Source organism: Pseudoalteromonas sp. SIMBA_162 (assembly GCF_046535955.1).
GTDB lineage: Bacteria > Pseudomonadota > Gammaproteobacteria > Enterobacterales > Alteromonadaceae > Pseudoalteromonas > Pseudoalteromonas marina.
Map to the genome: position 1 here is coordinate 58,809 of NZ_JAWJBQ010000007.1, position 25,449 is coordinate 84,257.

Here is a 25,449-nt window from a genome sequence, read left to right on the forward strand (position 1 = left end):
TTAGTTGCTGCTTTGCGTGGTGTTTTCAAAGAGTGGCATGTTTTCAAGGGCTGCTTTAGTTGGGTCGCCTTTGTAAAATAACCACGGGTAATAAAACTCGCGTAATTGTTGATGATAATCTCTAATTTGCTGCTCATAAGCATACGCGGCAATTGAATCGGTATTGGCTGCACGGGTTAAGCTGCGCTGCAATAACAGCGGTGGCGAAACCCAAGATACAAAACTGGCTAACTCGTATTTTTTAGCGGCTGCGTCGCGATAGGCCTTTGAAAGCTTTGCCGCTTTTAAATCGCCCATTTGTTGAAATGCGTAATACCACTTCCATTCAAATTCGCTGTTCATATCAATATATGGTGCAAGCGCTGGGTACTCTTTAATAAAAGGCTGCATAGTGGCAGATTTAGGTAAATCCCACGCATCGTTTACAGCCTCGCGTTGAGTTAGCATAATGTCGCCCCCTTTAGGCGAATGCACTGACTTGTTTATAGTAAGATCGCCTAAAATAGGAATAATAAAAGCAAACAACACCCACAAACCAATTAAGCTAGAGGCAACACGTGGCGCACTGGTTGCATTTTTACCCCACCACACGCTTAGTGCAGTCCAAAATGCAAGGTAAGCAATACACAACAGCGATACATAAGCCACTTCATACGCGCTTGCCCCAGCTATAAATCCGCCTACAAAAAATGGCAGCATTAAACACACTATTATTGCTACAAACCTTACGGTTATACGAGCGCCCCACAAAGCAAAGTAAGACTTAGCTGTAGTGACTAATAAATCGTGCCTACCGCTGGTACGCTCGCTTGCAAATAAATCATGAAACAGCAAAATAATAATCAGTGGCGCTAGCGCACTAATTACAAACACAAAATCTATTTTACCGGCTTGAGCCAGCTCAGCATTTTGTGCATCGCTTTCGTAAATTTGCCCCTCAAGCGCTAATAAATTAATGCGGTGTTTCCAAGGGAATATATCGCGCTCGCCTAAAGCAGCAAATGCCAGGTTAGATGGCTGCGAGTACGTTAAATGAAAGCTGTAATAAGCCAACATGCCTGCATCGCTTTGCTTTTTCTGTACTTTGGCGCGGTCGCTTTGATCTGCTGCTTTTAAGCGCTCTATTGTTTGCTGCTGTGCGCTTACTTCGCTTAACCCGCTGTAAATAGCAAAACCCGATAAAACAAGGCTACACAGTAGTAATACCACTACGTACTTTTGGCGCAGTAAAAAGCCCCATTCACGCATAAGTTGTGTAATTAAATAGCTCATAACAAACGTTTTCCTACCAATTTAATACCGCCCACAAGTACTACAATCCACAGTAATAACTGTAAAAACGCAGGTACACTTCTTTGTGCTCTAACATCTGCACTGTCTACATTAAAATTAAAGTCTTGTAGTATTTGCCAGTTCTCTGCGCTTACACGTGCTTTTTTAGTGGCTGCAGCATTGGCGTTTCGGTTCATATCAACTTTGTAATCAAGCTCTTCAATATGAATTTTGTTAAGCCCTTGCACAAAATCAAAACGCAGTTGCTCAGTTTCGCGTAAAAAACGATGATGCGTTTCAATACTTGTACCCACCACAATCATAGAGAGCGAGCGAATAGCCACCATAGGGGATACCCAACCAAAATAACGCGATACCTGCGTTTGCTTAAGTTCACTTTGCATACGTTGCTCAGCAAATTGATTTAGTACTTTGGCTTGTTTAGCCTCTGATTCACTGGCTACTAAACCTCTAAAGTTTACCGGCAGCTCATCAATGCTATTTACGTTGTACTTTTTAAGGAGTGATTGTTTAAATTGCTTAAATGCAGGGTCGTTCGTGTTATGGCCGTCGCCTAGTTTTCTAAGCTCGGCTTTAACAGCAAAATCGGTTTCTATTTTACCGGCAGATGGCACAGCCGTTGAGGCCGTAGTACTTGCTACGCGCGGCATAACAATACACAGTAAAATCCATACAAACGCAAGCGCCGTAAAACTACCACTGTTTTTACTAAACACGCTCGATGCGAGTAAAATCAGTAATACCCACACAGTTAAATATAAAGCGTAACCTACAACAAAACTGGCAACTGCTAATAAGCTTTCACCCGCAGATACCGTAAACAAAGCCGATACAGCCAGTGGCGCAATAACCAAGCCCACTACCGAAAGCAGTGCTAAACCTTTACCGGCAATAAGCGTAATACCCGACGTGCCTTGCGCTAATAAGTACGACAGCGTTTGCGATTCACGCTCACGACTAATAGAGCTGTAGCCAATTAATATAAGCAGTAACGGCGCTAGTGTTTGCACTATAAAAGCTGGCGTTAAGCTACCTAATTTAGTAAGCGCTGTACCTTGGCGTTGATCGGCAAACATTGCACTATTTTGCCTATGCCCTTCTAAAAATATTGAGTTACCTGTGTATGCGTCAATACCTGGGTCAAGGGTGCTCAGTGGTGAAGGTGTTCTAAAGGCATAGTGCCCATAGTGCACCATTCTGTGTGGGTGACGATCGGGCTGCTCAACAAAACTTTGCTCGGCATTTGATTGAAGTTCATGGCGATCATGGCTTAGTTCAAGCATAGTAATTGTGGTCACCACAACCGATGAAAGGGTAAGCAGTAAGCCAATGGCTAAAACGGTCATTGCTAGTTTTGAGCGAAGCCAATAACGCCATTCATCTTTGGCAACTGTAACCATTTTTGAGAAATTATTTATACTCATTACGCGCCTCTTTGCGCAAAGGCTGCGTGCACTTGTTCGGTATCAATGCGGCCGTTTTCTGGCGCGTCGAATTCGCCCACCAGCTCGCCCGCTCTTAGTAACCCAATACGGTTAGCTACTTGGCAGGCGCCGTATACATCATGCGTAACCATTAAAATAGAAGCACCCGCTAATGCAAGCTCGCGCACTAACTGGTTAAACTCATCTATGGCAACAGGGTCAAGGCCCGATGTAGGTTCATCAAGTAAAAATATTGGGGCTTCACGTAAAATAGCCAATGCAATTGCGGTTTTTTGCCTCATGCCTTTAGAATACGTTTGCATAGGACGTTCCCATGCAGCTTGTTGCAGCGCTACACGGTTAAACGCGGTATTAATCTGCTCGTCTGTTTTATTAATATCAGCAAGTGATAAAAAGTATTTTACGTTTTCGCGGGCGGTCAAATGGGGGTATAACGTTGCAGACTCGGGTAAATACGCCGTTTTGCCGCGAACAAAATCAAGTGCTTTGCTCACCTCTTTATCCACTACTTTTACCGAGCCTTGCGTTGGTTTATTAAAACCCAGTAACGTTTTTAACGTGGTTGACTTACCCGCACCGTTACCGCCAAGTAGTGCATAAATTTCGCCTGAGCCCACAGTAAAATTTAAGTTTTTTAAAATGGCGTTATTTTTAATACTAAAACTTAGCGAGTCCACTTCAATAATGGCTTCACCTTTATTTTTATGAGTACTATTTAATAAAGAATTGCTGGTATTTTCAGCTCGTTGAGGTTCTATTTGTGATGTTTGATTAATTGCAGTAGGTGTTGTCACATTCACACTCTATTAAAGAAAAATTCAATGCGGAGGATGTTATACTATAACAACCCTTAATTGCAACAATATAACATTGTATTTTTTAATCAATATTTCAAGCAGCTGGGCGTGTAAAATAATATGGCACTAAAAGCGTGATCACAGTCCGTCAACCCTAGCATTCTGGCGAGTTGGTAATTTAAGATATTGTGCTATCTTTTTATTATGTTTAATTAAATAAATACCGGATAACATGCGGATCATAGGCTTCATTATCATCGTATTAATGGCAATATCTGCAACTGATAGAAGCTATGCAAATGACATTGATGTTCAATTTAGCGGATTTGCATCTTTTGCCCTTAGTTACACTGACGACTCAGATATTGGCTTTGCATCTAATTATTCAAATGTAAACAAGTCTGGTTTTTCAGCTACGCGTGATTCAATTTTAGGTGGCCAGGCAAATATATCTTTGTCAAATAACTGGGATTCTGTAGTTCAAATAGTGATACAAGATCATGCCTTCAAAAGCTTTGATAACTTTTTAGAACTTGCATTTGTACGTTACCGGCCATCACGTAACTGGGCCATCCGCGCAGGTAGGTTAAACAGCGACCTTTACTTACTGTCTGAGTACCCTTACGTTGGATACGCTTACTTGTGGGTGCGCCCGCCTCATTCGTATTACTCGTTTGCAAACATTGCAGGTAATTTTGATGGAATAGACGTTGAATACAGTAAAGCAATTAACGATGGCTTCTTACGCTTAAAACTCGCTTATGGTGGCTCTACAGCAAAAATAAAAGCTTATAATGACGATTTTTTTATTGATTTTGATAACTTAACAACCCTCAGTGCAACATACTCTTTAGATGCATGGACAATGCGCTTTTCGTTATCAAGGTCCGCTTTTGGCGATTACAAACTAACCGCATTGGATGAGTTTATATCTTCACTAGATTCAGTACCACAAAGTATATGGCCACAAGCACAAACAATATCGAACAAATTTAATACTAAGGGAAATAGTATAAAGTACGCTGCATTTGGGCTTACTTACGATTATGATAATTGGCTTATTCAATCTGAAATGGGTATTTCAGAGTCCGATTGGATAATTGCACCATCAGTTCTCAACAGTTACATTAGCGCAGGTTACCGAGTAAACAATGCAATATTTTACACTAGCTTTTCTGCAGCAAAAAACCGCCACAATGTAATTAAAGTAATTGACCCTGTTTTTTCACCCGGTACACCCGAACAAATATCAAAACCAATACAACAACTGGCTTTAGCTGCTCAAGCTTCAATTAAGATTCCCTATGTACATCAGCATTCGATAAACGTAGGTGTAAAATGGCAACTATCAGAGCGGTTAGCTCTAAAAGCTCAACTAGATCGCTTTGATATAAAACCAGTTGGTGCGGGATTATGGAGCTTAAGTAATCCTGCAGATGTCGATAAAGGTCACAAAGTACATGTACTCAGCTTAAATGCTAGCATGGTTTTTTAGTTATGATAATCGCTCGTAATCTTGGCTTTAATTTAATACTTTCCATGTTTCTGCTAGTTGTTAGCATGTATGCCGAGTCTACTGAATTTGTTGTAGTGGTAAACAAAAATAATACTATTAATGCCTTATCGAAACGAGAAGTAATAGATATTTATATGGGCCGATATTCAACTTTCCCTGATGGTGAAATATCAAAGCCACTCGATCTGCCCGCGAAATCAGCATTCAAAAACGATTTTTACTTAAAATTGGTTAATAAAGATGAGCAGCAAATAAATGCATATTGGGCCAGGTTATTATTTTCGGGCAGAGGAAAGCCCCCCACACCATCAGCCTCTTTGGAAGATGCATTAAAAACAATTGCATCATCGCAATATGCAATTGGCTATATCCCCTTGTCGCACGTTACAGATACAGTAAAAGTGGTATACACGTTTGATTAAAATTATTAGCCAAAAACTCTACTTACGAGTCGCTTTATCTATTGCCTTAGTTGCTATTGTTGTATCAATAGTGTCGTCAATGCTGTCGTATTACTCAGACCTTAAAGAAAAGAAAAACACCAACTATCTACTGGTCCAGCAGTTAGCCCATACCGTTGAAAAAGCAGCGACTATAGCTGCTTACCTAAACGATCAGGAATTAAGCCAAGAAATAATTAATGGCTTGCTAAGTAACGATATTGTGCAAGGCGCAAGCATAGAGGGTAAATCAAACACAAAAGGAGAAATGGAGTTATTTATTGCAAATGGAACTATTAATAAACAAAAAGAAGCAGTATTAGTTAAGCTTGTTCACCCTTTTCTAGATGACACTTTTATAGGCGTTTTATCAATATACCCCGACGATAAATTTATACAGCAACAAGCACAAGCCGCACTAAAAAAAGAATTCATATTAATGCTAATACAATCTATCGTCATTGCTTTTTTTGTGTCGCTTGTTGTACAAAGGTGGCTTACGAAACCTATTCAAAACCTTACTGATAGCTTTGCTAAAATTAATCCATCTAAACCTGAAACCCTTAAAATGTTAAGCTTTAAACAGGGTAAACGAGATGAAATAAGTCGATTAACACAAAATATAAATGCTTTAATGCATGAGTTGCATTTAACTATTAGCAATGAACAAACCCTACGAAAAAAAACACAAGAACTGGAAGCAAAATTTAGACTTATATTTGAACAAGCCAGTGCTGGCATTTGTTTACTGGATGATAAAAATACTATCACTACCTTTAACCCTGCGTTTAAACATTACTTTACCCTACCCGGTGAAGAAAAGTTATCAACCTTGCACTTCCCTGAATTATTAAATAACGTTGAAAAATTACAAAGTCTACTGTTAGATATTCGCAGTGATATAAATCCACCTCAAACAACATTAGATGTTGAGTGTAAAATAGGCTACAAAACGGTTTGGTTTCATTGCTTATTTGTAAGGTTAACAGACCAAAGACAAAACAACCGAAGTCCCCAGCAAGAACAATTAGTAGAAGTAATTTTACATGACGTGACCGAACGAGCAGAACGAGAATTTCAAACCCAATTTGAAGCCGATCACGATCCACTCACTGACCTATTTAATCGCCGTGCCGGCGAAAAGCGCCTAAAAAAAGCACTGCGTGAATGCGCTAAACACGGCCAACATCTTGTGCTTATGATGATTGATTTAGACAAATTTAAACCCATTAACGATACCTATGGTCACGAAGCCGGTGATAAAGTATTAATAAAGATAGCAAACCGCTTTAAAAAGCGATTTAATAACAATACTGACATATGTATACGGCTAGGCGGTGATGAATTCATTATTGCGCAGCAACTTAATACTTACGATAAAACCGCAACACAGAACCAAGCCATAGCTCTGATCGATGAGCTACAGCAGGACATTAGTATTTCTCAAACTAAAAAATGCGCAGTAGGAGCAAGCATAGGTATTGCGGTGGCCCCTAACGATGGCAATGAACTACTTGAATTAATGTTCAACGCAGATCAAATGCTCTACCAGGTAAAAGAAACAGGCCGCGGAAATGTTGCCTTTTATGACGAGTTAAAAAAATAAGATGCTCTTAAGTATATTGAACAATTAAGTTTTCAATTGCTAAAATGCAAACCTACTTTCCTATCAAGATATACAATGGCAAACTTCAATACTCATCTAAATACTGCTGTTATCATCACCGGCTTAAGCTCAGCCACATTATTATCTGCAGATCACATTGATTTAAACGGCGCACTTTGGTTGTGGTTTTTAGGCTCCATTGGCGGCTTATTACCCGACATAGACTCTGATAACTCCACATCACTCGATACTATTTTTAACTTATTTGCGCTAAGTACTGTATTAATAGTAATGCATTACATTACCACGGAGCTAACTATTCAAATTAGTTTTGTCGAGTTAATTGTAGTGCCTTTGTTAGTGTATGGATTTATGAAATATATTGTCAGGCCCATTTTTGAATGGATCACAGTACATAGAGGCAGTTGCCACTCTTTATTATTTATACTGCTTTGCGCGTTGTTAACAACACAAGTAACATGGCAATTGAATGACCAATCAACCCTTTATTCGGCAACTTTTGCCTGGTTAACAGGTGGGTTTATTTTACTCGGCGGCTTCATTCATTTATTGCTCGATGAAATTTACAGCGTAGATTTAAGTAATGTGGAAATAAAACGGTCATTTGGATCGGCTCTAAAAGTGGCTGAATTTGATAATAAATTAATTACATTGGCTTCGATTATAGCTATTACATGTTTAATCTATGTGGCCCCACCTACAGCGCAAACTATATCGGCCTTGAGTGACTGGTCTCATTTTAGGCTTTTATCTAGTTAGTTTAGTATTAAGGCAGTTTGCAATGTTATTAACTTTAACTAGTTATAACATTGCTAAATTAGTTGCCACTATTTGATACAAAATATTTTTATAATTTTAAACGAAATAATTAAATAGTTTCACCTGTCTTATACCTGCAAGTTCGAAAGCTTTTGCATCATTTAAAGCGTCAAATATAAATTATAAGAGGTCCTTAATGGAATTTACGAATAAACGCACCACCCTAATTGCAGCATCTTTATTGTTGGCGTTAGCGATAACACAGGCTATTTTTACAGCGCTTTATAGTGGCGGAATTAGCTTTTCAAGGCAGTATGCATGGGGTCTAGAAGCGGTGCTGTTCACAGTACTTGTTGCATTTTCAGGTGCAGCTATGCTGCAAGCAAAAAATTCTCAACTAGGCTGGTCGGCAATCACATTTAGCGCTGTTCTTAACATAATACAAGTAAGTATTGGCCTAACTTTATTTTCAACATTTGGAAAAGTAGCGGGTGCAGTAGAAGGCGCACAGCCATTAATTGGTGGTGTAGTGTCTTTATCATTTATGATTTACTACGCAGCTAAATTATTATTAGGCTTAGCAGCCCTTGTATTTGGCCTATCTTTTATTGCTAAAGGTGGCAAAGCCATTGGTAGCCTTACAGCCCTTGCAGGCGGTGTTGCAATGCTTGCCAATGCTTTATTAATTATTTTTGGCCGTGATGGATTTCTACCATCAGGCGTTGCTGGCGCTTCAGGTATGATTGCAACATTACTTTTATCAATATGCTTAATAAGCCTTTTCCGCAAAGCAGACTAAGGCCTAATACCTTACAAGCAAGGTATATATTTTATAGGTTATAAACATCGGCTAATATTTTATATAGGCCGATGTTTTACCTTTAACCCACTCACCCAACGTATTCCAAATTGTTTATCTCTAAACCTATTTATCCGATTGACTAAAAAACAAAATATACCAGCCCTCATGTTTATTTAAATCGCCTGTAAAAGAGACCTTGAATCTATTAAATAAAAATTGCACGTAAACAAAGCTATATTTCTGTAGGCTTTAAATTTGTAGCACTATTTATTATTTATAACTTTGCTTTTTTACCCACCTCATTAGTATGCTAAAGTGCCAATACAAGCTAAATTTAATTATTTAGCATACCCTACTTCGCTAATAGATTAATAATAAAGAGAAAAAATGACAAAATCTAATACCGGTGTTGTTGTATTAAGTGCCGTAAGAACAGCAATTGGCAGTTTTGGCGGAACCCTTAAAAACTTTACCCCTGCAGAGCTTGGTACACTTTGCGCAAAAGAAGCCATTAAAAGAGCACATATTCCCTTAAACCAAATAGGTTCATCCGTAATTGGTAAGGTAATACATAATGGCCCAAAAGATGCCTACCTATCTCGTGTTATCGGTTTAAATGCCGGGCTACCTATCAGCAGCCATGCAGTTACACTTAATCGCTTATGTGGGTCAGGCCTGGAAGCAATAATACAAGCAGCACAACAAATTCAATTAGGTGATGTGGATGCAGCCCTTGCTGGTGGTTCAGAAAGTATGAGCACATCGGCTTATACACTTCAAAGTAACCGCTGGGGACAAAAAATGGGCAACAGCGTAATGTTAGACGAGCTCACAACAACATTACAAGATCCGTGGGATAACAATCCTATGGGGATCACCGCAGAAAATGTCGCAGAAAAATATAAAATCAGCCGCGAAGAACAAGATAATTACGCAGCGCAAAGTCACAATAAAGCAGCTAAAGCAATTGAAAAAGGTCACTTTAAGTCTCAAATAGTTCCAATCGAAATTAAATCGCGTGAAGGCACGCACCTTTTTGATACAGATGAACATGTTCGTGCAGACACATCAACTGACAAACTTGCCACACTTAAGCCCTACTTTAAAGAAAATGGCACAGTAACAGCTGCTTCATCTTCAGGTATAAACGATGGCGCAGCTATGCTTGTACTTATGTCTGAACAAAAAGCTCACGAACAAGGGCTTCAACCTATTGGACGACTTATTGGCTATTCTCGTGCTGGTGTTGAACCCTCATTAATGGGAACAGGACCTATTCCCGCTGTACAGCAAGTATTTGAAAAAACGGGCTTAACAATTGACGACATTGATATAATTGAGTCTAATGAGGCCTTTGCAGCTCAAGCCTTATGCGTAGCAAACGAGTTAAACTTTCCTGCACATAAGGTGAACCCGAATGGCGGCGCCATAGCGCTAGGTCACCCGGTTGGCGCAACAGGCGCTATTTTATCAACAAAATGCTTATACGAACTAAAACGCATTAACGGTAAATATGGTCTAGTTACTATGTGCATTGGCGGTGGGCAAGGCATAGCAGCCATTTTTGAAGCGCTTTAAATTTTTGAAGCGCTTTAGTTAGTTTAATAAAAAGCTGTATTCACCTAGAGCAAAAAAACACTTTGCTTTTAGAGGAAGTAAAAACGTGTAAGGCTATGTGTTTGCGTGAACTTCCTCTTGAGTCTTTGTTTGTGAAAATTTATTATTTAAAAACTCTTCAAACAGAAAAATAAGAGTTACCTCATTTTATAGTTTAACTATTATCGTTGAGCAAAACTCGATTTATAAAACGTTTTTACAAGTTAACTTTCTTACCCCCAAAAAAGCACCACCAAATGATATTAAAAATAAAATCGGTAAAAACAGTAATGTATTGGTGTTAGCAATATTTATAGCTGGGCTGCCAATAACTGCCAGCGTATTAATTAGTAGCAATATTAAACTTGATTGAAGGTAGCCTTTGTACTCTATAGCCCCTGCAAACAACAACATAAAAATTGAACCTAAAATCGCAGGCGTAAATGGTGCAACGGCAAGTAACATGCAAACGAATGAAAATATAACAGCACATCCAATTATTATTTTAAACATAATAACCTCAATGATAAGTGGCGTTTAATCCAAGTAATTAAAAGAGGATTAAACCAAATTAACTTTGCCGGGTCTGCTTAACATCCGCAATTTCTAATGTTAACGAACTCATTTTGTAAAAAAGCGTATTTTGGCTTCTTTTATTGTGGTTAAAAGTATAGAAAATGCACAAATTCCACCAGCCATAAACACAATTTGAAAGCTAGATAACGAAGAAAAGCTATATTGAGGCGAATACACATACTCCCCTAATAACTGTGCAAAAGTCGCTACACCTAACATTATTAATAATGGGCACACAACTAGCGTAAACCAAAACCAAATACGTTTAATGTCTTTCATAAAAATTTCCTTTGTATTCCTTTAAATTTAACTTAGAAATAAATTAGCATGTAGGCTTCTGTATTTTAAAAAGCTACTCGTTTTTGAGCACGAACAAAGTCTCTAACGCATTAATATACAATAAGCAGCAATAACGATAGCTTTAAAAAAATCTTAATATGTGTTCCTTACTAAGCTTTTATTAGGTCCCTAAACATTTACATGTACTCTGTTTTTAACAACCCAAAGCATTTAAGATCGTGAAATTGGTTTTTCCAATAGCCACTTTGGCGCCTTATACCCTCTTCTTTAAAACCCACTTTTAATAATACCGCCTCAGACGCAGCATTACCTAAAACAGTATCGGCTTGTACTCGGTGTATGCTACACGGTAATTTACCTTCAAAAGCTGTTTTTACAATACAATTTACTGCGTCTGTTACATACCCTTTCCCCCAATAATCGGGGTGTAAATCATAACCAATAACAGCACTTTGCATTTTGGCGTTCCATGAGTTAAACCCACAAGTACCAATCAGTTTATTAGATTTTTTTAACCGAATAGCCCAGCGTATTCCTAAGTTTTCACTAAAACGATCATTAAATAACGTGATTAAATTGCTCGCTTGGGTTAACTCAGTCATAGCTTCTAAATCGTAATATTTTATAACCGACTGGTTTGAAAAAAGCTCAAACAGGGCCATAGAATCTGATGCTGTTACTTGGTCAAGCACAATGCGTGGGGTGTTTAATATTGGAAAATCCATTTCATTCCTATTCAATGCTTATAATTGTGCGTTTGTTAATACAAACCTAAATTTGAATTCGTAATATGCCAAAATACACACAAACACAGCTTCTAATATAATAAACACAACGCCAATTAAACTTGCTGTTTGTACATAATATAAAGCAATAAAAATGCATATCAATACCCATACCGCGTTAGCTATTGCCAATACAGTGATTGTGTAAACAGGCTTAGTAATTAATAAAGCAAGGGTTAAAGCGTAAATCCCATAGATAACATTGGCACTGGCAAGTAAAATTACAATATTTACAGGTAGATTATATAAAACCGAAACCCACTCTAATAAAGCAAATAACAATACACCCACGCTAAAACCAGCCGCGCCATCTAGATGTAATATGTTTATAGCTACACCCTCTATTTAGTAGTTAACGACGAGTAATCAAGCATAAGCTAAAGCACGTACTATTATATCTAGCAGTAAACTTTGTATAATCACTAAGCCTTTAACTTATACAGTAAGTTTAGGTTTCACATTTATTAAAAAAACAACCTCAATGCAAAACCAAATGCGCATAGCAATACACCTGAGAACATAATCCATTGCTGTACTTTGGGAATACCTATAGTTGGTGTTTCTTTTGATTTAAAAATATCAGCAAAAGGTAAGAAAAATATTTTCGGCATTAACGCTAAACTAAGCAGCATTAAAAATGCCCCAATACTCATTAATAAATCTTGTGCTTTAAATTCGATAATCCAAAAATCGTAAATACCGCTAATTAATAATAAAAAAGCAAAACTAACACACAACGTGAACGCTACTTTTTCTCTTGTAGATAAATTACTCATAAAAATCCTTCTTACATAAAACTTTAATCAATAAAGTAAATGAGTTACGGTAATAAAACCAACTGTAATTTGTAACTATTTATTAGTTAATATTAATATTTTGCTTAAAGAAAATGACTTATTTGCTCTCTTTTGGCTAGCTTAGGTTAAAAGCATTAATTGTAAACAGAATGACGTGATTTGCTTTCCTGTAATTGTTTTGAAGAGTGCGTGTCTAAAAGAATATAAAAAGTCGTACTCGTTCTAATTAAGTAAATTTTGAAAATCATTAGCACAATTATAGTTTTTACTATGCTTAGCGAGTTCTAGCATTTCCTCGTTAAAAATACGTGAATAAGCTATGGCGTGTTTTTCCAGCTCAATTTGTGCAGAACAATTACTGCTGTCTGCACCAACCCACAAAACATCCCATCTAGTTTTCAATATAATACATGCTGTCATTTGAATATGCTCAAACCCAGGGCGAGCAGGAACTAAACCATTAGCGACGGCAATAAAAGACACACCTTTAGCCTCAAAACTTTGTTTTGCATCAATCTCTGCACTTTCAATAATAAAGTCATTACGTAGGTGTTCAAAAGAGCAATCATCTGCAAAAACAGAAGGGGGAAAAAGAAAAATAAAAAGTATAACTATCTTCATGAGACCCCTTAATAATTACCGTACTAAAACGGGTGAGGAACATTGTCCTACTCTAATGATTGTTATATGCCAATTAGCACAATTGGTTCTTCGTTATCCATGAGCAAGTTTAGTTCTTCGATTTTCCAGATACCTGCAGATTTGTACATTACAACATATGCGAGTCCTGATTTTTCATTACCTATTATTTTGATGCAAAGTTTGCTTCACCGTTAACTCCACTATCGGAAATTTCAAATCCATTTGCGTAATCAAATGAAAAACCTGGGGATTGACCAAAGTTAGCTTGAACAATAGGATTAGTAGAAAGTTTACTTACTGCCATCTTGAATGCGCGGCTGTCAGTAAAGTTAACTATTACGGAAGCCATTATTATTGTAAATATGATGATAAAAGCACAAAAGAACATTACTCGTTTATGGAATTTACTTTTACTATTCCACCATGCGAATCCCACATGCATAAATGACATGTAACTCTATACTCCCTTGGCACATAACGCCTCAGCTAAAAGGCAAAATTTGGTTGGCTATAATGTGAAGCGGAGCGAAACCAGCCAACTGAATTTTGTCCGCTTTTAAACTATTTATTATATTTCTATTTCACCACTTTTGGAGGTAAATAAATAGTAAACTCATTCATAGGCTCAGTAAGTACGCTATGTGCTGCTTGTTGTTCATCTTGAGTAACTAACCCTAAGCGACTCAGTAGACCAAAACTAGCAGATACAAGATTGGCTGAAGAGACATCTAATTGCTTATGCCAAACACGATAAGTTCCTAGTTTACCATCACGACAATAGTAAAAACCTGCCAATGGATGAGTTAAATATACAAGTCCAGTTTCAGTATCAGGAAACCCTGGTAACTCTATAGGAGTGTCTTTGGTTTGAGATAACTCTACCTTAGCAGGAGCCCATGTGGCTTTGGTGGTCATGTTATATTTACTGTATATTTTTTGTGAGTCATTGAATTCACAATCAAATTTAACCTCACCGCTGTACCAAGGTAAGTTCCAACAAAATCTGGGTACAGCAAGAGTCCATGAATCTAAAGTAGTACCTAGAAACCAAACACAACGTTCATTAGTTTCTCTATCAATGATATAAATTCGGTAATTGGTTTGTCCCATTGTAAACTTGGGAAATGGGAAAACCGCTGACGTAAAGTCAACATCGATAAAAGGAACAACAGAGATTAAAGCTTTTTCTTCACCGTTAATTATTAAAGTATCTAATTTAAAACGTTCTGGAAAAAGTCCATCAAACCTAGAAGGAGTTACTGCGTAAGTGATGATGGCAAAATGTTGTAATTTACAGAGAATATCAATCCCTTTGGGAGTAGGTCTTGGTTGAAGAAAATCTTTTAATTTTAATGAATCCAATGCCAAGCCTCCCTTGAAATATAACAATTTATTGAACACCACTTCCGGGATTTATAACATCTCATAACGGTGTAAATTACATTGCTTAATACTTCCACTAAATAACTTTAATGTAAACAGCTAATTACCTAGGCTATAACCCGCCCTTTTTTAAATGCGCTAAAACGACTTTTAATAATGTTATTAGACAAAACAACACTACTGTATAAATACACAGAGTCATTTAATATGCCATTTCTTGCTTATAAAACACTTAACTCACTGGCTGTTAATTTAGCTAGGTGGTTTTAATTTTTGCGGCTGTTGATTATGATGATGCAAAGTCTGCTTTTATAAATTCATTTAAATTTTTCATTCATTTCATTAAGGATCACCGCATGTCTCAGTATGACGAATCTCCAGAGCAAATTGCACAGGCCACTGAAGGCTATGTAATGCAGCAAACTATGTTACGTATAAAAGATCCAAAACCGTCGCTGGCATTTTATCAAAATGTATTAGGTATGAAGCTATTAGGTAAGTATGACTTTCCTGAAATGAAGTTTACGCTGTACTTTTTAGGCTACGAGCCAACACAGCCAGAAGGTGATGATAAGACAAAAGCGAAATGGGTATTTGGTCGCCCTGCTCTTATAGAGCTCACTCACAACTGGGGCACAGAAAACGACGATAGTTTTACAGGCTACCACAGCGGTAACGACGAACCAAAAGGGTTTGGCCATATTGGTATTAGTGTACCCGATGTGTACGCAGCCAGTGAGCGCTTTGCAAAATACGATGTAGAGTTTGTAAAAAAACCAGACGATGGTTCAATGAAAGGCTTAGCTTTTATAAAAGACCCTGATGGCTACTGGATAGAAATACTCTCACCAGATGGCATAACCGATATTATTTTTGGTAAATAATCTCAACGCTTAATAAAACGGTTACCACATACTAAAAAGCCAGCTGTTACGCTGGCTTTTGTATTTTAAAGTAAAATTACTTACTCAGTGCACTTATTCGAGAGTCAAGCGGCGGGTGAGATGAAAACAGCTCAGCCATGCTTTTACCACCCGCAATACCAAATGCCATCATTGAGCCTTGCAATTGTGAAGGATGGTTTTGCTTTAACCTTTCTAGGGCAGAACGCATTTTATCTGCACCAACTAATTTAGCGGCACCGCTGTCGGCTGCAAATTCACGCTGTCTGCTGTAATGCGCTACAACTATACTTGCCAACACACCAAACAGGACTTGGAATAACATATCGAACAAAATGTAGGTCCAGCTTATTCCGCCCTCTTCTTCATCGCCATTAAGAAAATTATCTACAATATTTGCCAACACTTTTGCAGCAAATATAACAAAGGTATTTACCACACCTTGAATAAGCGTAAGCGTTACCATATCGCCACTAGCAATGTGTGACACCTCATGAGCAAGCACTGCTTCGGCTTGATCTTGGGTCATACTTTGCATTAAGCCTGTACTTACAGCAACTAGTGAATTGTTTTTACTTGGGCCTGTTGCAAAGGCATTCATTTCAGGGCTGTCGTAAATTGCCACTTCAGGCATTGCAATGCCAGCTTTTTTAGCTTGCACTGCCACAGTGTTTACAAGCCATTGTTCGGTTTGGTTACTTGGTTGAGTAATAACCTGCGCACCCGTTGATTTTTTAGCAATCCATTTAGACATATAAAGTGAAATAAACGACCCACCAAAACCAAATACGGCCGCAATAAGTAATATACCACCTAGGCTGCGATGGCTTAAGCCTAGCGCGCTCATTATAATTGAAAGCACCACACCTAATACCAACATAACCGCAAGGTTAGTTAATAAAAACAAAAATACACGTTTCATTCGCTTTCTCCAAAAATAACATTTATTGCTGAGCGATTTACTAAAATTTGATCGGCTGTAAGCAACACTATCGCAATGACACACTATGTCATTTGCGATAGTGTTATTCTGTGACAAACTATGTCACAGCGCAAGTATTATTTATGGATTTATTGATAAATTTTCAAGAAGTGTTTTATAGATTTGTAATTTTGGTGTTTGTTCGCTGTACGGGCTAATAGCAAGAATGGGAAACGGTAAGCGTGCCTTTAAACTATCAAGGTTTGCTTGGTATTCATCCATGTGTTCATCAACCTGGTTGGCTATCCAACCTATACAGTTAATACCTAAGCTTTGTATGTGTGCTGCGGTTAAAAGTGCATGATTTAAGCAGCCCAACTTCATACCAACCACTAATATAACCGGTAGTTTCTCAGCTTTTACCCAATCGTATAAATACTCGGTATTATTTATAGGCAAAGCCCAGCCACCAGCACCTTCTGTAAGCAGGTAGTCAGCGCCTTGCTGTTTTACCGTTTTATAGGCCGCAGTAAGTTTGTTTACATTAATAGTTACACCCGCCTGCTCAGCAGCTATGTGGGGGGCTATGGGTGGTGCAAAAGTAAAGGGATTTACCACGTCATACTTTGCGCTTACTGTTGCACTTTCCATTAGCATAAGTGCATCAGCATTAACAAGTTGGTCAAACGCCATTTCAGACCCAGCCGCTAGTGGTTTATACCCTATTGCCTTTTTTTTATGTTGGGCAAGCAGTTTTAACAATAAACTGGTTACATGTGTTTTTCCCGCATCGGTGTCGGTACCAGTAATAAAAAATTCTTTCATAGCTTTGCCTTGTAACAAACGATGTTTACGCTTTAGTTAATGATAACAATACTACATGATAAGAAACACACGCTTTTTGGTTTATTACTGGATACGCTGCACACGCCGTTTTGAGCGCCGATTTTGTTAATAACCCTGGGCGTGTTTTTCCTGTATTCTGAGTGGTTGCGCCAATTGCTTTTATTGAGCGAATTGCTTGCAGCGGTGTCGAATATTTATCTGTATACATTGTGCTTATAGTGTTTGTAACATTAAAACCAGAACTTTGGACCGATTGGTTTATATAATCAACCGAATTAAATGTATTAATATGGCTGTGGCTATCTACCGCAGCAAACGCTGTTTTTATTTCGTTTAGTGAGCCTTCCACTACAGTGCTAATAAAAGCTTGCCCGCCCGGTTTTAATACCTCATAAAGTGACTTTAAAAGCACGTTAAAGTTAGCTGACCATTGCACCGCAAAGTTACTAAAAATAATATCTACACTGTTTGATTGTAATGGTAAATTGTCCATATCTGCGCATACTTTGTAATCGCCTTTATTACAACTATTGAGCATATTAAAACTTAAATCCATTGAAAGCACATTACCGTAAAGGCTTTTAAGCTGATCGGTGTTTACAAGTGGGCCTGCACCTAAATCAACACACACTTTATTTTTATTACATGCTGAAGGCGTTATTAATTTGAACAAATCATCCGCTGCTTTTTTTTGAACATGTGCATGCGTATTGTAATCACCCGCCGCTTTTGAAAAGTTAACCTGCGCTCCTTTTTTAAGGGCTGGGTTAAACCTTTTTAAATGGCACAGTGTTGCGGGCTTTGTAACCGGCTTACTATCAAGTGCATGGGCTATCATAATAGTGCCTTTGCTAAATGTTTAACTAGATAAGTAATATCATCAAGGGTGTGCGCTGCCGTTAACGTCACTCTTAAGCGTGCAGTATTGTACGCAACCGTAGGTGGGCGAATAGCGGTTAGCCAAATTCCTTGTTGCTTGAGTTTATTAGCCGCTTTTAATGTTTGCTCTGCACACCCTAATACAATAGGTTGAATAGCCGTATCGGACTCCATTACCGCTATGTTGTGCTGTTGTGCAAGGTGTTTAAAAGTAGCAATGTTTTTATTTAACATTACTCGTTGCGTGTTAGCTTTTTTAATGTGCTTTAAGCGCACTAATGTATTATCTGCCAATAATGGCGACATAGCCGTTGAGTATGTGTAATCGCGGTTATATTGCAGCATGTAGTCTATAAATGCGCGTGAACCCAACACACACGCGCCACTACTAGCAACAGCTTTACCAAATGTGATGACGAGTATATCGGGTAAAATATCGCCAATAAGTGTTTCGCAACTACCCAGTCCTGTATTACCTAACGCGCCAAAGCCATGTGCGTCGTCTATCATCAGCCATGCATTGTGTTGTTTTGCAAGGAGCAATAGGTCTTTGATAGGGGCCGTATCGCCATCCATCGAAAAAACACCTTCGCTAATAATTAACTTATTTTGTGCTTTTGACTTTTCGAGCCGAGATCGTAAGTGATTTAAATCGTTGTGGTTAAACCGTATTAAAGCCGCATTTGAATGAAGTGCCCCATCTATTAAGCTAGCGTGGTTTAACTTATCTTGAAAAATAGCGCTGTTTTGCGCTGCTGCTTTATCCTGAAACAACGCTTTAATTACACTGCTATTAGCACTAAACCCAGAATTAAAAAGCAACCCAGCTTGATAACCTAACTGAGTGCATAAGTACTGCTCTAACGCTTGTTGCTGTAATTGATACCCTGTTACTAATGCAGAGCTATGGCTACCTAACGTATTAATATTTTCGCTCTCAATAGTTAAATCACCAAAGCCCAAGTAATCATTACTGGCAAAATTTAGGTAGGTTTTATCATTTACCATAATGGTTCGTGCTGTGGCGCTTTGTACCACGTGGCGTTTGCGTAAAAGCAATTGCTCTGCCCGTTCATTAAGGTGTGCGCTAATAAATTCAAATGGCATTAGTAACGCTTACTTAGGCTTCGTAAAATAATTCAGACGTTGCTTTATCTGCAACTTGCGATGAAAGCGACGCTGCTACAGCTTCATCTGAATAATCTTCACGCGTTTCTGGGTTCATTCCTAGCTTTTTAATTAGGTTCATATCGGCATCCGCTTCTGGGTTTTCTGTGGTAAGCAGCTTGTCACCATAAAATATAGAGTTAGCACCTGCAAAAAAACACATTGATTGCATTTGCTCGTTCATGGCGTTACGCCCTGCCGACAAACGTACATAGCTGTGTGGCATCATTATTCGTGCAGTAGCAATAGTGCGTATAAACTCAAAATGGTCTAAATCGTCAACGTTTTCAAGTGGGGTACCTTTTACTTTAACTAGCATATTAATAGGTACACTTTCTGGCTGTTGTGGCAAGTTAGCCAATTGCATAAGTAACCCATAACGGTCGGCTGCTTGCTCGCCCATACCGACTATACCGCCTGAACATACTTTCATACCGGCATCGCGTACATGATCTATGGTGTTTAATCGATCTTCAAAGGTACGGGTTGATATAATTTGCTCGTAGTATTCAGGTGATGTATCAAGATTATGGTTGTAGTAATCTAAACCTGCACTGCTGAGTTCGTGTGCTTTTTCGTTTGTGAGTTTGCCCAGCGTCATGCAGGTTTCAAGGCCAAGCTCTTTTACTTCTTTTACCATTTTCGAAATGTAAGGCATGTCTCTGTCTTTTGGATCTGACCACGCAGCGCCCATACAAAAACGTGTTGCGCCTTTTTGTTTAGCTAAACGCGCTTGCTCTACTACTTTTTCTACTTCAATAAGGCGCTCGCGCTCTAAGTCGGTTTTATAGTGTCCTGACTGTGGGCAATACTTGCAATCTTCTGGACATGCCCCAGTTTTAATTGATAACAGGGTAGAAATTTGCACTTCATTTGGGTTGAAGTTAGCACGGTGTACCGACGCCGCCTTAAAAAGTAAATCGTTAAACGGCATTTCAAATAATGCTTTAACTTCGCTATGGGTCCAATTGTGGCGAACAGGTGCAAGTTCCATAATTCTCTCTTTATTTTTTTCATATCGGTGATGTTGGATTAGTCTAAAACTTCAAGTACCATTGTCAACGAAGTCCACCCAGTTAAAGTTTACATATGAACAATAAACACTCAATTGATTTAAATTTTGATCGTGAACACATTTGGCATCCATACACATCAATGACAAAGCCTATTCCCGTTTACCCTGTAACCCACGCTAAACACAATATAATTTATCTAGAAACAGGCGAGCAACTTATAGATGGCATGGCATCGTGGTGGAGCGCTATTCATGGTTACAACCACCCTGCTATTAACAAAGCAATGGTTAATCAAATTAATCACATGAGCCACATTATGTTTGGAGGTATCACACATTCAAGTGCAGTTGAACTGTGTAAAAAACTTGTAGATATCAGCCCCCCAAGCTTAACTAAAGTATTTTTAGCTGACAGTGGCTCGGTAAGTGTTGAAGTAGCTATTAAAATGGCTCTGCAATACTGGTTAAGCCAAGGTATTAAAACAAAACAAAAATTAATGACCCCTTTTAAGGGTTATCATGGCGATACGTTTGCTGCAATGAGCGTATGCGATCCTGTGAACTCTATGCATAGCCTATATAAGGGTTTTTTACCTGAGCACGTATTTGTACCTGCCCCTGCCAGTAAGTTTTCAAGCACTTTTGAGCAAAGTGAAGCGCGTGAACTTGAACAGTACTTTAAAAATAACCACCAACACGTAGCTGCTTTTATTATTGAACCCATAGTACAAAATGCGGGAGGTATGAATTTTTATCATCCCGATTATTTAGCCTGCGTAAGGCAGCTATGCAATCAATACAATGTACTTTTAATTTGCGACGAAATAGCCACAGGCTTTGGCCGTACGGGTAAGTTATTTGCGGTTGAACACGCTAATATTGAACCCGATATTTTATGCATAGGTAAAGCACTTACCGGTGGCTCAATGACATTATCGGCAACGCTTACGAGCGATAAAATTGCCACAGGCATTAGTGAAGGTGAAGCCGGAGTTTTAATGCACGGACCTACCTTTATGGGTAATCCGCTAGCATGCGCAGCTGCATGTGCCAGCATAGACTTATTACTTGAGCAAAACTGGCAACAACGCGTAAAAGAAATAAATAATCAACTTCAGCAATTACACAAATGTGCGGAGCTTGAAGACGTTGCTGATGTAAGAGTGCTCGGCGCGATAGGTGTTGTAGAGCTTAATAAAGAGGTTAGCAATATCGATGTTGCGACTATTCAGGCCTTTTTTGTAAAACAAGGTGTATGGATCCGCCCTTTCGGTAAACTAATTTACCTTATGCCACCGTATATAAGTGACGAAAACAGTATTAAAACGCTTTGCGATGCTATTTATAGTGCAATTAAAGGCAAACATTACGCTAAAGTATAGTGATTTTTTAAAGTTTAATAGTGGTATTAATTAGTCAATAGCTTCATTAACTTTAAGCAAAAAGCGGATTTAACTTGATATAGATCATTTGTATTAATTAAATTCGTCCTCATGCCCTCAAATACGTGTTTAGCAGTTTTAGTATATTGCTCTTCGTAATATTTACGGATATGATAATACCTATCATTTACAATTACCTTTTTGGACTTCTTTCATGAACTTATTTTTTAAACCAGCCAAAACATTAGGTGCCTCTTTATTAATAGCGTCTGCGTTTATTGCGCAACCTGTATTTGCTAACGGTCCTATTGGTGAACATGTAAATCACCTTCAAGCTAACCTTAAAAGCTATAACGAAGAAGTTGAGTGGATGGTAGGCAAAGTAGACACGCTTGTTAGCACCTACGAAAATAAAGGCGCTAAGGCCGTAAATACCGACGATTTAATTGAATATTGGGAATCGGTAAAATTTCACAGTGCAATTGAAACTAATTTAGTGCCTGTTTATGCCTCTATTTGGCAGGGTTTGTACGGTGTAAAAATGGCAATTGACGGTGGTAAATCAGCCGCTGAGGTTCGTGTACAACAAACCGCAATGAATAATGCTTTATGGCAAGGTTTAGGTGCTGTTAAATTAGCGGCTAAATTTCAACAAAAAGGCTTGTTAGAGTCTGTTACAGCTACAGCAAGTAAAGAAATGACACAAAGTACAACAATAGACGAAATAAAGCACAAACTAGACCGCGTCATCGCAAAACTTGCTGAACGCCTTCAAGACGAAGCCACTGAAATTGTTCACGATACTTACCTACACTTATTCGAAGGCGTTGAAGGAACACTCATAGAGCAAGATGCAAATTTAGTCGAGGCACTTGAAAAAGATTTTAACGTCACGCTTCCAAAAGCAATCGCAGATAACAAAAGTGTTGATGAAGTACGCGATGTAGTTACCAGCATGCAAACAAAATTGGACCGCGCCAAACGTTTAATTGAAAAAGCAGAAAAAAACCGTAAGGACGTTTTTTAGTGGAACGCAGAACCTTTATACAAGGGTTAGCTGCATTAGGGGTAATTGGCTCATTGCCATTACCTCTAGCGCAAGCTTTTGCTAATACAGTAACTAACCCCGTCTCGGTTGACGATTTACCTAAGCTTAAAGGTGATTTAACCTTATATTTAGGCCGAGGTGAAGGTGGTTTATACGAAAACGTATTACAAGCTATCCAAAAAAATAACCCTGATTTTAATTTAGCTATTCGCCGTGGACCAACAGCTGCACTTGCCAACACAATTGTTGCAGAAGCCAAAGCGGGTGTTAAACGTGCTGATTTATTTTGGGCAGTGGACTCAGGTGCAATTGGTTTAGTAACCGATGCAGGTCTTGCAAAACCACTGCCAGACGATTTATCGTCTCAACTGCAGCCGCAATTTAAATATAAAGACTGGGCGCCAGTAACGGGACGTATTCGCACATTGCCTTTTAATACGTCGCGTTTAACTAAAGATCAAATTCCAACCAGCATTATGGAAATTGCTGACAGCGACTTGAGTATTGGTTGGGCCCCTGCTTATGCGTCTTTTCAATCGTTTGTTACAGCAATGCGTATTTTACAAGGCGACGATAAAACGGCTAAATGGCTTAAAAAAGTTAAAAAACGTGCAAAAACATACGCAGGTGAATTAGGCGTTGTAATGGGTGTAGAACGGGGTGAAGTTGATATTGGCTTTGCTAATCATTATTACACTTTACGTTTAAAATCAGGCAAGCCGGATGCAAATCTTGATTTAGCCTTTACCCAAAACGATGCAGGCTGTTTAGTAAACGCCTCGGGTATATTAACGCTTAACAGTGATCCGCTTGCAACTAACTTTATGCGCTATTTACTCAGCAAAGAAGTACAAGGTTATTTATCACGTGAAGCCTACGAAATCCCCCTTGTAAACGGTATTGCTCAGCCTGATGGTTTACCTTCGCTTTCGAGTGTTTCACCACCTAAAATTGATTTAACACAGCTTGCAGATTTGCGACCCACTATTGACTTAATGCGCAGCAACGGCGTTTTATAATGCGATTACCCCCATCTTACCCAATGGCGCTGCTTGCAGCGCTCATTACGCTTACCCCTATTTGTATATTAATGGTGCTTGCTAGTGACTCAAGTTCCTATTTTGATAGCCATAATTTAACCATATTAGGTAATACACTGGCTTTAATGGGCTTAACTGTTTTAGGCTCAATTTTAATCGGCGTACCACTTGCGTTTATAAGCGCCTATGTACACTTACCATTTAAAAAAGCATGGCTTGTATTATTTGCCGCTCCCCTTGCTATACCTAGTTATATTGGTGCGTTTACGCTTTATGCTGCATTTGGCCCTGGGGGTGAAATAAATAATTTACTCGGATTTGAAACACCGTCTATGTATGGGCTATCCGGCGCTGCAATAGTTATGACCCTATATACATTTCCATTTGTGATGATGACTACCCGATCATCTTTACTCAGTTTAGACGCCAGCATGGTAAACGCAGCTCGCACATTGGGTATGTCGATGACGCAAAGTGTATTCAAAGTTATTCTACCTCGCGTGGTAAATGGCATTGCTGCTGGGTCGTTATTAGTAGCACTTTATACTTTATCTGACTTTGGCACCCCAGCCATGATGAGACTTGATACATTCACCCGTGTAATTTATGTTGAATACAATGCCTTTGAACTGGGTCGCGCAGCGATGCTGTCGCTTCAGTTAATGGTTATTGTAGGCTTTTTATTACTTATAGAGTCGCAAATAAAAACAGCGAGTGAGCGTCATGGCCGCCCCCTTTTTTTATTCCCGAATAAACTTCAATTGAGTGCGTTATTTACTCTGTTCGCTCCTGTGCTGTTGCTAGCAATCGGCTTACCCTTGGCAATATTTTTTATATGGCTTGCACGAGATGGCTTAAGTAATTTTGATTTTACCATTGCATGGCATTCAACCTATGCGTCTGCACTTGCTGCTATTGTTGCAGTAATAGTAGCGGTCCCTGTTGCGCACGCGGCTCTCAGTGGCAAAGCAGGCAGAGTTATGGAGCGCGTTACTTACTTTGGCTTTGGCATACCCGGTATTGTAATGGGCACAGCGCTGGTTTATGGCGGGTTGCAATTACCATTTTTGTATCAAACTTTGGGATTACTTATTATTGCCTACATGCTACGTTTTTTGCCTCTCGCGGTCGGTTCAATTCGTACTAGTACCGAACATTTAGACCCTAGCTTGGTAAAATCTGCTCGAGTGCTTGGTGCAAGCCCGCGCGAAGCTTTCACACGTATTACTTTGCCTTTAACCATGCGTGGTATCGTCGCTGGTGGTGCATTGGTGTTTTTAGAGTCAATGCGTGAACTTGAAGCCACTTTATTGCTAGGCCCTACTGGGTTTGAAACCCTGTCTACTTATTTATGGCGTGTTTACGAAGCTGGCTATTTTGGCCGTGCCGCTATACCTGGGCTGTTATTAGTGGTGATCTCTGCTTGTGGTTTAGCTATTATGATGTCTGGCGAAAAACGTAACCAGTTTGAACATTAAGGATTTGAAGTA

The 25,449-nt window shown here is 38.8% G+C and carries 27 protein-coding genes; 11 read left to right on the forward strand and 16 right to left on the reverse strand.

Annotated elements, in window-relative coordinates; translation table 11 throughout:
• Genes R0J88_RS07085 through R0J88_RS07095 form a run of 3 tightly spaced genes read right to left on the reverse strand, consistent with a single transcriptional unit; the run spans window position 1 to window position 3,532 of the window.
• Window positions 1-1,272, reverse strand: a complete 1,272-nt coding sequence (locus R0J88_RS07085) for a DUF3526 domain-containing protein (RefSeq protein ID WP_410899511.1) — start codon at window positions 1,270-1,272, stop codon at window positions 1-3.
• A complete protein-coding gene (locus R0J88_RS07090; protein ID WP_410899512.1) occupies window positions 1,269-2,717 on the reverse strand; it encodes an ABC transporter permease in 1,449 nt (482 codons plus the stop codon). Before R0J88_RS07090 ends, R0J88_RS07085 begins: the two co-directional genes overlap by 4 nt.
• The gene (locus R0J88_RS07095; RefSeq protein ID WP_410899513.1) at window positions 2,717-3,532 is read right to left on the reverse strand and encodes an ABC transporter ATP-binding protein; all 816 of its coding nucleotides are present in this window, start codon (window positions 3,530-3,532) and stop codon (window positions 2,717-2,719) included. The genes R0J88_RS07090 and R0J88_RS07095 overlap by 1 nt, the downstream gene beginning before the upstream one ends.
• A gap of 235 nt (window positions 3,533-3,767) precedes the next feature.
• Here R0J88_RS07095 and R0J88_RS07100 point away from each other — a divergent pair, with 235 nt between their 5' ends.
• The 6 genes from R0J88_RS07100 (at window position 3,768) to bktB (ending at window position 10,257) form a co-directional block, all read left to right on the forward strand.
• Entirely contained in the window at window positions 3,768-5,030 is a 1,263-nt protein-coding gene (locus R0J88_RS07100) for a hypothetical protein (protein ID WP_410899514.1), read from the forward strand.
• Between the two features lie 2 nt (window positions 5,031-5,032).
• A complete protein-coding gene (locus tag R0J88_RS07105) occupies window positions 5,033-5,473 on the forward strand; it encodes a hypothetical protein (protein ID WP_243530499.1) in 441 nt (146 codons plus the stop codon).
• Window positions 5,466-7,097 (forward strand): diguanylate cyclase domain-containing protein, encoded by a 1,632-nt coding sequence (locus R0J88_RS07110; protein WP_410899515.1) that lies wholly within the window; start codon window positions 5,466-5,468, stop codon window positions 7,095-7,097. The genes R0J88_RS07105 and R0J88_RS07110 overlap by 8 nt, the downstream gene beginning before the upstream one ends.
• 75 nt (window positions 7,098-7,172) lie before the next feature.
• Window positions 7,173-7,877 carry a metal-dependent hydrolase gene (locus R0J88_RS07115; protein WP_243530503.1) on the forward strand — a complete coding sequence of 235 codons (705 nt, stop codon included), beginning with the start codon at window positions 7,173-7,175 and terminating at the stop codon, window positions 7,875-7,877.
• 196 nt (window positions 7,878-8,073) lie between these two features.
• Window positions 8,074-8,676 (forward strand): thiamine biosynthesis protein ThiC, encoded by a 603-nt coding sequence (locus tag R0J88_RS07120; RefSeq protein ID WP_410899516.1) that lies wholly within the window; start codon window positions 8,074-8,076, stop codon window positions 8,674-8,676.
• Between the two features lie 390 nt (window positions 8,677-9,066).
• Entirely contained in the window at window positions 9,067-10,257 is a 1,191-nt protein-coding gene (gene bktB / locus R0J88_RS07125; RefSeq protein WP_410899517.1) for a beta-ketothiolase BktB, read from the forward strand.
• Between the two features lie 222 nt (window positions 10,258-10,479).
• On the opposite strand, the gene R0J88_RS07130 is transcribed toward bktB, so the two are convergent.
• From R0J88_RS07130 to R0J88_RS07165, 8 genes are all read right to left on the reverse strand, one after another.
• Window positions 10,480-10,788, reverse strand: coding sequence for a DUF6419 family natural product biosynthesis protein (locus R0J88_RS07130; protein ID WP_410899518.1), 309 nt, complete (start codon window positions 10,786-10,788; stop codon window positions 10,480-10,482).
• Between the two features lie 108 nt (window positions 10,789-10,896).
• Window positions 10,897-11,130, reverse strand: coding sequence for a hypothetical protein (locus R0J88_RS07135; protein ID WP_410899519.1), 234 nt, complete (start codon window positions 11,128-11,130; stop codon window positions 10,897-10,899).
• 197 nt (window positions 11,131-11,327) lie between these two features.
• On the reverse strand, window positions 11,328-11,876 hold the full coding sequence (locus tag R0J88_RS07140; RefSeq protein ID WP_410899520.1) for a GNAT family N-acetyltransferase: 549 nt from the start codon (window positions 11,874-11,876) through the stop codon (window positions 11,328-11,330).
• Between the two features lie 18 nt (window positions 11,877-11,894).
• Window positions 11,895-12,227 (reverse strand): hypothetical protein, encoded by a 333-nt coding sequence (locus R0J88_RS07145; RefSeq protein ID WP_410899521.1) that lies wholly within the window; start codon window positions 12,225-12,227, stop codon window positions 11,895-11,897.
• 173 nt (window positions 12,228-12,400) lie between these two features.
• Window positions 12,401-12,712 carry a hypothetical protein gene (locus R0J88_RS07150; RefSeq protein WP_410899522.1) on the reverse strand — a complete coding sequence of 104 codons (312 nt, stop codon included), beginning with the start codon at window positions 12,710-12,712 and terminating at the stop codon, window positions 12,401-12,403.
• Between the two features lie 243 nt (window positions 12,713-12,955).
• Window positions 12,956-13,354 carry a hypothetical protein gene (locus R0J88_RS07155; protein WP_410899523.1) on the reverse strand — a complete coding sequence of 133 codons (399 nt, stop codon included), beginning with the start codon at window positions 13,352-13,354 and terminating at the stop codon, window positions 12,956-12,958.
• A 184-nt stretch (window positions 13,355-13,538) separates the two neighbouring features.
• A complete protein-coding gene (locus R0J88_RS07160) occupies window positions 13,539-13,826 on the reverse strand; it encodes a hypothetical protein (RefSeq protein WP_410899524.1) in 288 nt (95 codons plus the stop codon).
• 125 nt (window positions 13,827-13,951) lie between these two features.
• Window positions 13,952-14,737 carry a DUF2071 domain-containing protein gene (locus R0J88_RS07165; protein ID WP_410899525.1) on the reverse strand — a complete coding sequence of 262 codons (786 nt, stop codon included), beginning with the start codon at window positions 14,735-14,737 and terminating at the stop codon, window positions 13,952-13,954.
• A gap of 377 nt (window positions 14,738-15,114) precedes the next feature.
• Here R0J88_RS07165 and gloA point away from each other — a divergent pair, with 377 nt between their 5' ends.
• Window positions 15,115-15,642 (forward strand): lactoylglutathione lyase, encoded by a 528-nt coding sequence (gloA, locus tag R0J88_RS07170; protein ID WP_008131158.1) that lies wholly within the window; start codon window positions 15,115-15,117, stop codon window positions 15,640-15,642.
• A gap of 76 nt (window positions 15,643-15,718) precedes the next feature.
• Here the strand turns inward: gloA and htpX are convergent, their stop codons facing one another.
• The 5 genes from htpX to bioB form a co-directional block, all read right to left on the reverse strand.
• On the reverse strand, window positions 15,719-16,582 hold the full coding sequence (gene htpX, locus R0J88_RS07175) for a protease HtpX (protein WP_203983513.1): 864 nt from the start codon (window positions 16,580-16,582) through the stop codon (window positions 15,719-15,721).
• Window positions 16,583-16,723: 141 nt separating this feature from the next.
• Complete coding sequence (gene bioD, locus R0J88_RS07180; protein WP_006792997.1) at window positions 16,724-17,407, reverse strand: dethiobiotin synthase; 684 nt, start codon at window positions 17,405-17,407, stop codon at window positions 16,724-16,726.
• 25 nt (window positions 17,408-17,432) lie between these two features.
• Window positions 17,433-18,266, reverse strand: coding sequence for a methyltransferase domain-containing protein (locus tag R0J88_RS07185; protein WP_410899526.1), 834 nt, complete (start codon window positions 18,264-18,266; stop codon window positions 17,433-17,435).
• Window positions 18,263-19,414, reverse strand: coding sequence for an aminotransferase class I/II-fold pyridoxal phosphate-dependent enzyme (locus R0J88_RS07190; protein ID WP_410899527.1), 1,152 nt, complete (start codon window positions 19,412-19,414; stop codon window positions 18,263-18,265). The genes R0J88_RS07185 and R0J88_RS07190 overlap by 4 nt, the downstream gene beginning before the upstream one ends.
• A 13-nt stretch (window positions 19,415-19,427) precedes the next feature.
• Window positions 19,428-20,468: a biotin synthase BioB gene (gene bioB / locus R0J88_RS07195; protein WP_006793000.1), complete on the reverse strand. Its 1,041-nt coding sequence runs from the start codon at window positions 20,466-20,468 to the stop codon at window positions 19,428-19,430.
• A 95-nt stretch (window positions 20,469-20,563) separates the two neighbouring features.
• Between bioB and bioA the strand changes: the two genes are divergently transcribed.
• The 4 genes from bioA (at window position 20,564) to R0J88_RS07215 (ending at window position 25,437) form a co-directional block, all read left to right on the forward strand.
• Complete coding sequence (bioA, locus tag R0J88_RS07200) at window positions 20,564-21,871, forward strand: adenosylmethionine--8-amino-7-oxononanoate transaminase (protein WP_410899528.1); 1,308 nt, start codon at window positions 20,564-20,566, stop codon at window positions 21,869-21,871.
• A 214-nt stretch (window positions 21,872-22,085) separates the two neighbouring features.
• Entirely contained in the window at window positions 22,086-22,898 is an 813-nt protein-coding gene (locus R0J88_RS07205; protein WP_410899529.1) for a hypothetical protein, read from the forward strand.
• Window positions 22,898-23,938, forward strand: coding sequence for an extracellular solute-binding protein (locus R0J88_RS07210; protein ID WP_410899530.1), 1,041 nt, complete (start codon window positions 22,898-22,900; stop codon window positions 23,936-23,938). The genes R0J88_RS07205 and R0J88_RS07210 overlap by 1 nt, the downstream gene beginning before the upstream one ends.
• Complete coding sequence (locus tag R0J88_RS07215; RefSeq protein ID WP_410899531.1) at window positions 23,938-25,437, forward strand: ABC transporter permease; 1,500 nt, start codon at window positions 23,938-23,940, stop codon at window positions 25,435-25,437. Before R0J88_RS07210 ends, R0J88_RS07215 begins: the two co-directional genes overlap by 1 nt.
• The last annotated feature ends 12 nt before the right edge of the window (window positions 25,438-25,449 follow it).